Genomic DNA, 12127 nt, shown 5'->3' with positions numbered 1-12127 from the left:
CATCTCTCCCATTTTTCAGCCTTAATTCATTCTATTTATAGGGCTTCTTTTTTAGTAATCCGAAATTCTAGTTCTCTAAATATCGTACTTTCGAATAACCTTTCACTCTTCTGAAAATCCATAAGCCGATTGCAAAAACAATCAAAGCGATCGAGATTGTCTGGGCAATTCGCAATGATTCCGTCAGCATCAAGCTGTCAGTCCGCATTCCCTCGACAAAGAAGCGGCCGATAGAGTACCAGATGACATAGCTGAGGAAAATCTCCCCGCGGCCCAGGTTGACTCTGCGCAATGACATGAGCAGGATGAAACCGAGCAAATTCCAGATCGATTCATATAAAAATGTTGGGTGATAGTATGTCCCATTAATATACATCTGGTTGATTATGAACTCTGGCAGGTACAGGTTTTCCAAAAACGCCCTTGTTACTTCCCCGCCATGCGCTTCCTGGTTCATGAAGTTTCCCCAGCGTCCGATTGCCTGGCCCAGGATGATGCTCGGAGCTGCAATATCAGCGAGCTTCCAGAAAGAAACATTCCTGGACTTCGTAAAGAAATAAGCGGTCACAACAGAACCTATCAACGCACCGTGGATGGCAATGCCGCCATTCCAGACTTTAAAAATCTCACCAGGATATTGGCTGTAGTAATCCCACTGGAAGATTACATAGTAAAGCCGTGCAGATAGGATTGCGATTGGAATCGCCCAGAGCATCAGGTCTGCAAAAATATCTTTCGGCAGACCTCGGCGTTCACCTTCACGCATGGCAATCCATAGTGCGAGCGCAATTCCAAGTCCGATGATGACACCATACCAGTGCACCTCGATCGGCCCAAGTGAAAAGGCAACCGGGTCGATTGGCTGAATATTCTTTTCCATATCATTTCCCCTTTATCACAAGAAAAGCGCAAGCGCCTCGTTCAGCCCCGACAAGCGCTGGAGGGCCGAACAGTGAAGTCGTTCTTTGACTTCATTGGGCGGACCGAAGCGACTCGAGGGGCTAGGCGCTGAAGCTGGACAATTCTCGAAGTGAATTTATATATACATAATAATTAAAAAATCAGTCGTACCAGCACTTTGGCCGTTCTTAATCAAACGTTTGATTAAGACTCTGTTCGTTCAATTATTGCTGATTGCCATAGTTATTCACGAAAAAATTCCACTGCTTAATGTTCGTCATGGTCGCCGTCTTCAATGACGTCGGACAGCCTGTTCGTGAATTGTTCAGCTGCATTGACGCCCATGCGCTTTAGCCTGAAGTTCATTGCTGCTACTTCGATGATGACAGCGAGGTTTCGGCCTGGACGGACTGGAATCGTCAGCTTGGTGATATCAGTGTCAAGAATTTTCATTTTCTCTTCATCAAGGCCCAGTCGGTCATATGATTTTTTCTGGTCCCATATTTCAAGGTCAATAATCAGGGTAATCCGTTTATGCGAACGAACGGCACCAGCACCGAACAGCGTCATCACATTGATGATGCCTACGCCGCGGATTTCAAGAAGATGCTCAATTAAATCAGGTGAGTTCCCAACCAGAGTCCCGATATCCTCCTGGCGGATTTCAACACAGTCATCCGCTACAAGACGGTGTCCACGCTTTACCAATTCAAGGGCGGTTTCACTTTTACCAACTCCGCTCTTGCCAGTGATCAATACGCCGATCCCATACAGATCGACAAGTACCCCATGGACTGCAGTCGTCGGTGCCAGCTTGCTTTCGAGATAGTTTGTCAGATGACTCGAGAGCCTTGTTGTTTTTTGCTTTGAACGTAAGAGAGGGACTGATTCCTTTTCGGCTGCCTCGACCAGTTCAACAGGAACCTCAATGTCTCTCGTGACAATGATTCCTGGCGTAATATCAGTACAAAGCTTTTGCATCCGTTCCGCCCTGTCGCTAGGGTTTAATTTTTCAAAGAAGGTCAACTCTGTTTTTCCGAGAAGCTGCAGGCGCTCCGCAGGATAATATTCAAAATAACCAGCGATTTCTAGTCCTGGTCTTGAAATGTCAGTCGTGGTGATCGGACGATTGATTCCTTCCTCTCCACTGATCAGTTCCATTTCGAATTTTTTGATCAGGTCTTTAGTACGGACTTTTGGCAATGAAGTTCCTCCTTTATTAGAACGTTAATATCCCACATGATAACAATACCTTTTATTTTAGCACTTTTTTATGAAGAACCAAATATAAGGAGATAAAAAACAGCTTGAGTTCACAGAGATTATCTAGATTGGTATTATCCACCTCTTACTGCTAGTACCAAAGCTATATTTTTCATAAAAGGTATAGACAACTATACAGTAGACTTGTTATTATCATTTTGTAAGCGTATTCATTCTTTTCTGACTATTTTACAATTAGAGGGGGAAACACCATGCGTAATGAAGAACGCCTGGCAAGAGAGATACTTGAGCAGCTTGGCGGCGCGGACAATATTGTTGATGTTGCTTCGTGCATGACCCGCCTGCGCGTCAAGCCGGCAGACTACAGCAAAGTCGATCTTGCTGGCATCAAGAAAATTGATGGCGTGCTCGGTGTCGTAGAAGAAGAAACATTACAGATTATTTTGGGACCTGGAATTGTCACTAAAGTGGCGAATGAGTTTTCAGAGATTACCGGCAAGACTGCCAATCTAGTAGACGAGTCCGACCCGGATTCTTTCGAGGGACTAGCCGGCCGTACTAAGGACGAACTTAACAAGAAAAATGCGACTCCGTTCAAGCTTTTCCTGCGAAGGATTGCCAGCATCTTCATTCCGCTGATCCCGGCGATTGTCGCTTCCGGTTTGATTGCGGGAATTACGAATGTCATCATCCGTTCTGGTGCTGATCCTGAGTCGACGCTTATTCAGTTCCTCAACCTGATCGGCTGGGGTATCTTCAGTTATCTTGGTGTATTTGTCGGTATCAATACGGCTCGTGAATTCGGCGGCTCACCTGCTCTTGGCGGTGCTGCTGGTATCCTGATCATCAACCCGGGTCTTGCGAACATCACATTGTTTGGTGAAGCTCTTGTTCCTGGCCGCGGCGGTTTGATTGGCGTCATGCTTGCTGCAGTTTTTATTGCAATGCTTGAAAAGCGGATCCGTAAATTCGTTCCGTCTTCTTTGGATATCATCATTACTCCTACTCTATCATTATTGATTACTGGCATTGCAACATTATTCGTGCTTCAGCCTGTCGGAGGTTGATTTCCGATTTGATTACAAAGGGCTTGCTTGGCCTTCTTGATGTTGGCGGAATCCTGGCAGGACTGGTCCTTGCCGGAACATTCCTTCCTCTTGTTGTTACAGGTCTGCACCAGGGCTTGACTCCTGTGCATATGGAATTGATCAACACGATTGGTGATGACCCGCTGCTGCCAATCCTCGCAATGGGCGGTGCAGGCCAGGTTGGTGCGGCATTCGCGATCTATTTTAAAACAAAGAATGAGAGACTTAAAAAGGTTATCAAGGGCGGCCTGCCAGTTGGTATGCTTGGCATCGGCGAACCGCTCATTTTCGGTGTCACCCTGCCGCTTGGCCGTCCATTCATCACTGCCTGTCTAGGCGCAGCAGTCGGCGGAGCATTCCAGGCATTCTTTAAAATCGCAACGATTGCCATCGGTGTTTCGGGTATCCCGCTTGCCTTCCTTGTCCATACAAATCAAATACTGCTCTACTTGCTTGGACTTCTGATTGCCTACGTATTCGGGTTCATCTTCACCTGGACGTTCGGCTTCAAGGAAGAAATGGCTAAAGGAATCTAAGATGCAAATACAGAAAAGGAGGAGAGCTATTTTCCTCCTTTCTTCTATTCTATTAATTTGTTTTGATTGGAGGGATTGTCCATGCTTGGCATTTCCGTATATATGAACAAGGACCGGATGGAGAAAAATGCTGCCTGGATTGAGAAAGCGGCTCAATACGGACTTAAATCAATTTTCACTTCCCTGCATATTCCGGAGGATAATCCTGCTGAGTACAAAGAGCTTTTAAAAGAGCTGTGTTCCCTGGCGAAAAAGCACAATATGGAGCTGATGGCCGATGTATCTCCAAGGTCATTGGATTACCTTGGGCTAGAATGGGGCCAATATGAAGAGCTGCTGCAATGGGGTCTATCAGGAATAAGAGCGGATTACGGGTTCACAACACAGCAGATTGTGGAGCTTTCGGATAAAATGAAGATAGGAATCAACGCCAGCACGATAACTAGAGATGAAATTCAGGCATGGATTGATGCTGGTCTAAATACCGAGAACGTCGAAGCATGGCATAATTTTTACCCAAGGCCTGAAACAGGATTGGACAAGGAGTTTCTGATTGAAAGAAATAACATGCTCCGTTCACTTGGAATTACGACAATGGCTTTCGTCCCCGGGGACAAGGATTTGCGCGGACCTGTGTTTTCTGGTCTTCCAACACTTGAAAAGCACCGCGGCCAGCTGCCGCACGTAGCTGCTGCAGAGCTGATGGTCTCTTGTTTTACCGATAAAATTTCAATTGGAGATCACGCTGCATCTGATGAACAGCTGGAATTACTAGCTTTCCTTGGTAAAAAAATCTTTCCACTTCGTATTGAGGCCGAAAGCTGGGAGCATGTTGAACTATTGAGCAGGACTCTGACAAACAGGATGGATCCTGCCCGTGATGTCATCAGAGCAGTTGAACCACGATCCGCTTCAATAGGGAAAAATAAGATTCCACCTTCTAATCAGCAGGAAAGGCAACGCGGGACAATAACCATCGACAATGAGTTATACGGTCGGTATGCAGGCGAATTGCAAATTGCCGTTAATGACCTGCCAAAGGATGAAAAAGTGAATTGCATCGGAAAAGTTATCAAAGAAGACCTCCCTTTGCTTACAGAGATCAAGGCAGGGCAAAAATTTCAATTTATTGTGAGGAATAGACATGGAGATCGCAAAGCTTAATACAGAACAGCAAAACGCGAAGACAATGAATATCGACTTGATGTCGACAGAGGAAATCATCACTGTCATCAACCAGGAAGACACCCTCGTTCCGAACGTGCTCGCAAGGCAGGTTCCGAACATTTCGGAGGTCGTTGACAGGATCGTCGCTGCCTTCAAAAAAGGCGGCCGTCTGATCTATATCGGTGCAGGGACTTCCGGCCGACTCGGAATCATCGATGCTTCCGAATGCCCTCCGACGTTCGGAACCGACCCTGGGCTTGTTGTTGGAATTATTGCGGGTGGCAAGGAAGCGATGACGGAGGCACTTGAAGGTGTCGAGGATGACAAACAGCAGGGGCAGAACGATCTGGCAAACATCAATCTGACCTCTGAAGATATCGTTGTTGGAATCGCTGCCAGCGGGCGCACCCCTTATACGATCGGTGCACTGGAGTACGCAAAGAAAATCGGTGCCGTGACTGTATCTGTTGTTTGCAGCAAGGATTCCGAAATGGAAAAAATCTCCGATCACACCATCTCCGCGGTCGTCGGGCCGGAAGTCATCACCGGTTCCACAAGGATGAAAGCCGGCACTGCCCAAAAATTAATTCTAAACATGCTCTCTACCGCTTCGATGATCAAACTGGGCAAAGTGTATGGCAATCTGATGGTTGATGTCCAGATGACGAACGAAAAACTACATAACCGCGCTGTCAATATCGTCAAGATGGCAACCGGTGCTTCTGATGAGGAAGCAAGAACGGCAATCAAGGAGCAAAACTACCATACAAAAGCCGCCATCCTGCAAATCACGACGGGACTCAGGGGAACTGAGGTAAAAGAACTACTGGAAAAGCACGATGGCTACCTGAGAAATGCAATCAGTGAATTTTATAAAGACGGAGCAAATTAATGTTGTCTATACCACACAGGAGTTATCGTTTATAGTCAAATGTGGTATAGACAACCCATGTCGGTATTTGTATAATATAAGTGATAGATGGTAAAGAAAAGAAGAACGAGGACATAACTTTCAGGTGATTTAAAAATGAAGGAATTATTACTAGTCAACGCCAGAGTATTAACACAAGAGGGCATGATTGAAAAAGGATACATTCATATACAGGATGGGAAGATTGCTCAAACAGGACTGGCCTCCTCCCTCCCCCAGCATCAGGGTGAGGTCATTGAGTTTCCCGAGGACAGCACTGTTGTTCCGGGATTCATCGATGTTCATATCCACGGTGCTGGCGGAGCAGACACGATGGACGCGACGACGGAAGCCATGTCGACGATGGCCTCCATCCTGCCTGAGGAAGGAACAACCAGCTTCCTGGCAACGACAATCACCCAGGATCAAAAGGCAATTATGAAAGCATTGGAGAATGCTGCCGACTATATCAGCCAACATAACGGTCCAGGAAAAGCGGAGGTGCTCGGGCTACATCTGGAAGGGCCTTTTATCAACGAGTCCTGCAAAGGGGCCCAGCCGGCCGAACACATTATCACACCTGATATTGAACTGTTTGCCAAAATGCAGCAGGCTTCCGGCAATAATATCAAGCTCGTGACACTTGCTCCGGAAAAAGAAAATGGCAATGAGCTTATTGCATACCTGGCCAAAAACGGTGTCATTGCCTCGGTTGGCCATTCAGATGCCACCTATGGACAGATGGCTGAGGCCGTTAAGGCAGGAGCTACCCATGTGACCCATTTATTCAATGGCATGCGCGGGATGCATCATCGAGATCCGGGCGTCGCCGGTGCCGCTCTGCTTTTTGATGAGTTGAAAATCGAGATGATTGCAGACGGAATCCATGTCGTTCCCGAAATGCTACATCTATCGATTCGCGCCAAAGGAAAAGATGGTGTCATTTTAATCACCGACTCAATGCGAGCGAAATGCCTTAAAAATGGCAGCTATGATCTCGGCGGACAGGTCGTTAGTGTTGCCGATGGAAAAGCACTTTTAGCTGATGGCACGCTGGCTGGAAGCATTTTAAAAATGAAAGATTCTTTAAAAAACATGATGGAATTCACAGGCATAAGTCTTGAAGAAGCAGTGAAGCTAGCCAGTGAGAATCCTGCAAAACAGCTGAAGGTTTTCGACCGGAAAGGAAGCATTGCTTCAGGAAAGGATGCAGACCTTGTCGTACTTGACCGCAACCACGAAGTTGCCATGGCGTTTTGCCGGGGTGCTGCGAGCTATACCCGTTCATAACAGCTTTGAAAGAGGTGATGACGTTGAAACTGATTACAACTACAAATTACGAGGAGCTTAGCCAGCAAGCTGCAAAGGGAATCATCACGCGAATCAAGAGCAATCCAGCGCTAAACCTTGGACTTGCTACCGGGAGCACACCCACAGGCCTTTATCAGGAGCTCATCAGAGACCATATGGAGAACAGTATCTCCTATAAAGAAATTAACACGTTCAACCTGGACGAATACATCGGCATTTCGAAAAAAGACCGTAATAGCTATCACTACTTTATGTGTGAACATTTATTCGAGCACATTGACATACCACTTGAACAGACGCATATTCCAGATGGGACAGCGAAGGATTTGGATGAGGAATGCAGACGCTATGAACAGTTCATTAATGAGCATGGCGGCATCGATCTGCAAATTCTCGGAATTGGGCAGAACGGCCATATTGGTTTTAACGAGCCAGGTACACCCTTTGACAGCAGAACGCATACCATCGAACTGGCAGAAAGCACGCGCAAGGCGAACTCAAGATTTTTTGAATCACTGGAAGACGTTCCTAAGCAAGCCATTACCATGGGGATTGCCTCGATTATGGACAGCAAGGAAATCTTCCTGCTTGTTTCCGGTGCTTCCAAGGCAAAAGCACTCGCTACTTTAATGAATGGCGATGTCAGCGAACAATTCCCTGCCTCGGCTCTCAAAAACCATGAAAATGTCACGATTTTCGCTGATAAAGATGCGACAGCATTGCTTTAAGCATCTTCTGAAAAATTGCAAGCAGTCAGGAGAATGACCTATGATAGATAAAAATTCACCAATACCTATTTACCACCAGCTCGAGGAGTATATAAAAGCCCAAATTGATAATGGCGACCTCGAGCCAGATGAAGCGATCCCCTCCGAACGCGTCTATGCCGATATGTTCCAGATCAGCAGGATGACGATCAGGCAGGCATTGACTAACCTTGTGAATGATGGATATTTATACCGCCAAAAAGGCAAAGGCACGTTCGTGAACAAAAAGAAAGTCGAACAGCGCCTGCAGGGATTGACAAGTTTCACCGAAGATATGAAAGAACGCGGCTTCACACCGGGAAGCAAACTGGTTTCGTTTGAAATTATCCCGTCCGGTAGGGAAATAGCCGAGCGGCTCAGGCTTAGCGAAAATACACCAGTATATGAAATCAAACGCGTCAGGCTTGCAGACAATGTTCCGATGGCTCTTGAGACCACCTATCTCCCGGCTAATCTGGTTAAGGGTTTGACAGAGGAAATCATCAACCAGTCACTTTACCAGTATATCGAAGAAAAATTATCGCTTACCATCCACGAAGCCACCCAGCAAATCGAAGCATCGATTGCTAAGGAACAGGAACTGCGCCTCCTCGAAATTGAAAAAGGTTCCCCTGTCCTGCTGATTCTCAGGACATCGCATTTAAAAGATGGCACACCATTCGAATTCGTCAAATCAGCCTATCGCGCTGATCGATACAAATTCGTGCACACCATGCAGCGTGGCTAATTATCTGAAGAGACCCCACTCGGTCCCTTTTTTTGCAGTTATTTCTTAATAGATTTTAGCGAAATGTCGAAAAGGAAAATATCACTCAGCTTATTTCCACGGAAATAATCGAACCCTCTTGTCGAATTATTTGACTGATTGGCTTAAAATTGGGGAAATAAACAAAGAAGGAGTAGATACCATGCTTAAGAACCTTCAGGTTGATGATCACGCCAAGAATCTAATGACAGATGAAATCAAAATATATTTCCTTGAGGAACGTGGTGAGGAACTGGGAGACCTGGCAGCCCTGCTGATCCTTGAATTTGTTGCCGACAAACTTGCTCCTCATTTTTATACCTCGGAATCCAGGATGCCCATGAATTCATGTCCCAGCGGTTGGAAGATATTTTTGAGTTGAATAAGTAGTTTTTTTCCGTCTCGTGAGTGGATGATTTCCCGAAGCAGTTTAAACAATGGTTCCGAAAAAGAAAATGCAGTGTAAAAACAGCCTATATCTGATGTCACTATGTCCTTTTTCCGCCTTTGGTCATATATATACTGATGAGGAAAACTTCTTTCGGAAGGTGTGAATATAGTGAAGATCATGCTAGATGCTGGGCATGGCTACAACACCCCGGGTAAGCGAAGTCCCGATGGTATGAGAGAATATGAGTTTAACAGGGCTGTGGCGAATTATGCCAGACAGCTGCTGGCAAACTATAAAAATGTCACAGTGTCTTTCTCTCATTCCGATCAGCGAGATGTGTCATTGAAGGCCAGGACAGATAAGGCAAACAGCCTGAATGTAGATATATTTGTTTCGATCCATGCCAATGCCTTTGGCGGCGGCTGGAACAATGTCGGCGGTATTGAAACATTTGTCTATCCAACCAGGCCGCCTGTAGCTTATCAGTTGGCCCAAAAAATCCAGCGCAATCTTGTCATCTCGACGGGCCTCGATAACCGCGACGTAAAAACAGCCGATTTCCATGTCCTGAGGGAAACGAAAATGGATGCCGTTCTAGTGGAATGTGGATTCATGACTAACCGCAATGAAATTAAGCTGCTGCGTTCTGAAACATACCGCAGAACGATTGCAGAAGGCATTGTTAAAGCATTGGCAGAACAGTTCAACCTGCAGAGAAAGGCAAATGCCGCTCCTGCACCAGCACCTGCTCCGCCACCAGCCAAATCTCCTGCGGCAGCAAAGAAAGACGGACTATATAAGGTCCAGGCAGGAGCATTCGAAAACGAGGAAAACGCCAAGGAACTTGCCGAACGTTTAAGGAAAGCCGGCTTTGATGTTTATATTGATCAAGAATAGAAAATGGCCGACACATATATGTGCCGGCCATTTTCCTAGTCTTTTGATTCTCGTAAAAATGTGTTCTGGATGATCAGGTTTGCGACTGACATGATAATCGCCGTAAGCAGCGCCATGCCAAAACTGGATATCTCAAATGAGCTCCCCATCAAACTATCCGTCAGCATAAGTGTGATTGCATTGATGACAAACAAGAATAGCCCCAGGCTGAGCACCGTTACAGGCAGCGTCAGCAAAATCAAGATTGGTTTAACGAGAACATTCAATATCGATAGAATGAAACTTGCTCCTAGAGCAGCGCCGAAACCGGATAGATAAATCTCATTCTCGAAGTAACCAGCAAGAGCCATGAATAGAACGGCATTAATAACAATTCCTAACAACCATCTCATTTTTTAATACCCTTCCCTGTTCGGCAGCACAAAAACAAGCACAAGGTAAATCATAGCCATTGGAAAGAAGGCAGTGCTGAACGTCAAGATTACAAACAATATACGTAACAGTGCCGCACTCATCCCAAAGGATTCAGCCATGCCTCCGATCACACCTGCCAGCATTCGATTTTTACGTGAGCGGGTTAATTTCATTTCATATCACCCTTCCTGTTTCCACAATACTATTGGATTAATTTTTTCACGGTGATTGAGCCGGTTTTGGTATCCGCATGGAGTCTGACAGCTTTTTGACCTGAATCAGCTGGTTGAAGCGAAGATTTTTTTGAACCATGTCGCTCTTCTCCTCAACAACCTGGATGCCGTCGAGTTCAATCGTAAAGCCGCCAAGGTTCGATTTCAGCTCACCGCTCGCTGGCGTCTTCTCCGGAAGGAAGACTTCGATGCTTCCAGTAGTCGCCTTCACTTCCACACTTTCGCAATCATTATTATTCACTGTGCAAGTCACGTTTCCGTTGAAAGATTGAAGGTCGACATTGTCAAAAGAGCCATCAGCTTGATTGCTCCATTGATTGTTTCAGCCTCAAGGTCCTTGATTGCGCTTCTGGAGATGTTGATTGTTCCATTAGCTGTTTCAGTTTCCAGCTTTCCGCACTCGAGATTTCCAAGCAAAACTTTCCCGTTTGCTGTCTTTGCCCGGCAATCCTTCACTGTTAAGTTTTCACCTTCAATCGATCCATTAAACAAACGGATCCGAACATTTTCATATTCTTCTTTTGGAATATGGATGACTGCATCAACCTTCATCCACTTCTGCTGGACAGAAAACCGGAGCTTCTGATTTTCAATTGTGAAAATGGCATCCTCCAAAAACTTCTTGCGCGCTTCATCCTGATTTTCGACACGATACACTTTCGCGCTGCACTCGATACGGACATCCTTTTGCTCCCACGGCACGACTTTTACCGATCCATTCGCCATATCAATATCGACATGGTTCAGATAAGCATCGCCCCGCTGGAAAATATGAGAGATATCCACGGACTGGCCAAAATTAAGATCCAAATCGAAATCTTTTATTTTCTTGAATGCTGAATCGACAAAATCCAGCACCTTGTCTTTCATAGAGTTAAATTTATAAGTATTGAAATCTTCCTTTTTGAACTCTTCTTTCTTCGCTTCTTCAAACTTTACATCCGTTGTCAGATACGCAGTGTTTGCCTGCCGCTGCGTTTTTCCCTGTTCCAGCTTCTCGATTAAGAACAAAGCTTCATCAACCGTCATTTTTCCTTCCTCAACAAGCTTGAGTATCCGTTTCCGTTCTTCCTTCATATGGTTCGTCCCCCTCATTTTATATTAAGTACTTTTATTCCTTTAACCAGGTTCCAAATTAGTACGATGAAACTCAATATAACCATCAATATAGCGCTGCTAAACATAAGCACCGGGAAGTCTCCCGATCCTCCGCTCATATCGATGAAAACAGCAATTAAAATTAGCGGCAGAGGGATCAGCGGAATAAGGTGCGACAGCAGCGCCTTCTTGGCATGAACCTTTACATCCTCATCCTCTGATGCAAAATAAGCAACAAGAGGAAACAAAATTCCGGCAAACATAATACTGAAATAACACAAAGCAGACAGAATCCTTTTCGTATCCATCCTCTTCATCTCCTTAGAAATTAATACGATCAGGAACCAGTGAAGTTTCATTTCTTTATGAAAATAGTTCGACAAATCGAGATGTAACCCCTTGTAAAAAAACAGTTCAGGCTGGTGAAAGTTATGTGAAGGAGGGAT

General features: G+C 45.5%; 14 protein-coding genes and 1 pseudogene. 8 read left to right on the top strand and 7 right to left on the bottom strand.

What is annotated here, in order from left to right; genetic code table 11:
- Positions 1 to 67 precede the first annotated feature (67 nt).
- Together lgt and hprK are read right to left on the bottom strand one after the other, a co-directional pair.
- On the bottom strand, positions 68 to 880 hold the full coding sequence (gene lgt, locus JCM21738_RS06310; protein ID WP_023613911.1) for a prolipoprotein diacylglyceryl transferase: 813 nt from the start codon (positions 878 to 880) through the stop codon (positions 68 to 70).
- A gap of 287 nt (positions 881 to 1167) precedes the next feature.
- A complete protein-coding gene (gene hprK / locus JCM21738_RS06305; RefSeq protein WP_023613910.1) occupies positions 1168 to 2103 on the bottom strand; it encodes an HPr(Ser) kinase/phosphatase in 936 nt (311 codons plus the stop codon).
- Positions 2104 to 2375: 272 nt separating this feature from the next.
- On the opposite strand from hprK, the pseudogene JCM21738_RS06300 reads away from it, so the two are divergent.
- The 8 genes and pseudogenes from JCM21738_RS06300 (at position 2376) to JCM21738_RS06265 (ending at position 9936) form a co-directional block, all read left to right on the top strand.
- Positions 2376 to 3748, top strand: a pseudogene (locus JCM21738_RS06300) (PTS transporter subunit EIIC).
- Positions 3749 to 3829: 81 nt separating this feature from the next.
- Positions 3830 to 4912 (top strand): DUF871 domain-containing protein, encoded by a 1083-nt coding sequence (locus JCM21738_RS06295; protein ID WP_023613908.1) that lies wholly within the window; start codon positions 3830 to 3832, stop codon positions 4910 to 4912.
- On the top strand, positions 4893 to 5807 hold the full coding sequence (gene murQ, locus JCM21738_RS06290; RefSeq protein WP_023613907.1) for an N-acetylmuramic acid 6-phosphate etherase: 915 nt from the start codon (positions 4893 to 4895) through the stop codon (positions 5805 to 5807). The genes JCM21738_RS06295 and murQ overlap by 20 nt, the downstream gene beginning before the upstream one ends.
- A gap of 135 nt (positions 5808 to 5942) precedes the next feature.
- A complete protein-coding gene (nagA, locus tag JCM21738_RS06285) occupies positions 5943 to 7115 on the top strand; it encodes an N-acetylglucosamine-6-phosphate deacetylase (RefSeq protein ID WP_023613906.1) in 1173 nt (390 codons plus the stop codon).
- Between the two features lie 23 nt (positions 7116 to 7138).
- On the top strand, positions 7139 to 7864 hold the full coding sequence (gene nagB, locus JCM21738_RS06280) for a glucosamine-6-phosphate deaminase (protein WP_023613905.1): 726 nt from the start codon (positions 7139 to 7141) through the stop codon (positions 7862 to 7864).
- 40 nt (positions 7865 to 7904) lie between these two features.
- Entirely contained in the window at positions 7905 to 8630 is a 726-nt protein-coding gene (locus JCM21738_RS06275; RefSeq protein ID WP_023613904.1) for a GntR family transcriptional regulator, read from the top strand.
- A 181-nt stretch (positions 8631 to 8811) separates the two neighbouring features.
- Positions 8812 to 9030, top strand: a complete 219-nt coding sequence (locus JCM21738_RS06270; RefSeq protein WP_052019589.1) for a DUF2164 family protein — start codon at positions 8812 to 8814, stop codon at positions 9028 to 9030.
- 186 nt (positions 9031 to 9216) lie between these two features.
- Entirely contained in the window at positions 9217 to 9936 is a 720-nt protein-coding gene (locus tag JCM21738_RS06265; protein WP_321172023.1) for an N-acetylmuramoyl-L-alanine amidase, read from the top strand.
- 35 nt (positions 9937 to 9971) lie between these two features.
- On the opposite strand, the gene JCM21738_RS06260 is transcribed toward JCM21738_RS06265, so the two are convergent.
- Genes JCM21738_RS06260 through JCM21738_RS06245 form a run of 5 tightly spaced genes read right to left on the bottom strand, consistent with a single transcriptional unit; the run spans position 9972 to position 11989 of the window.
- Positions 9972 to 10328, bottom strand: a complete 357-nt coding sequence (locus JCM21738_RS06260; protein ID WP_023613901.1) for a phage holin family protein — start codon at positions 10326 to 10328, stop codon at positions 9972 to 9974.
- 3 nt (positions 10329 to 10331) lie between these two features.
- A complete protein-coding gene (locus JCM21738_RS06255; protein ID WP_023613900.1) occupies positions 10332 to 10523 on the bottom strand; it encodes a PspC domain-containing protein in 192 nt (63 codons plus the stop codon).
- A 46-nt stretch (positions 10524 to 10569) separates the two neighbouring features.
- Positions 10570 to 10824 (bottom strand): hypothetical protein, encoded by a 255-nt coding sequence (locus tag JCM21738_RS27145; protein ID WP_369385660.1) that lies wholly within the window; start codon positions 10822 to 10824, stop codon positions 10570 to 10572.
- 8 nt (positions 10825 to 10832) lie between these two features.
- Positions 10833 to 11660: a DUF4097 family beta strand repeat-containing protein gene (locus tag JCM21738_RS06250; RefSeq protein ID WP_369385659.1), complete on the bottom strand. Its 828-nt coding sequence runs from the start codon at positions 11658 to 11660 to the stop codon at positions 10833 to 10835.
- A gap of 14 nt (positions 11661 to 11674) precedes the next feature.
- Positions 11675 to 11989 carry a magnetosome magnetite crystal formation protein family gene (locus JCM21738_RS06245; RefSeq protein WP_023613898.1) on the bottom strand — a complete coding sequence of 105 codons (315 nt, stop codon included), beginning with the start codon at positions 11987 to 11989 and terminating at the stop codon, positions 11675 to 11677.
- Positions 11990 to 12127: the final 138 nt, after the last annotated feature.

It is taken from the genome of Mesobacillus boroniphilus JCM 21738 (genome assembly GCF_000517385.1).
Taxonomy (GTDB): Bacteria; Bacillota; Bacilli; order Bacillales; family Cytobacillaceae; genus Mesobacillus; species Mesobacillus boroniphilus.
Note: the sequence above shows the minus strand (reverse complement) of the source record. Positions and strands in the feature narration are given on the sequence as shown.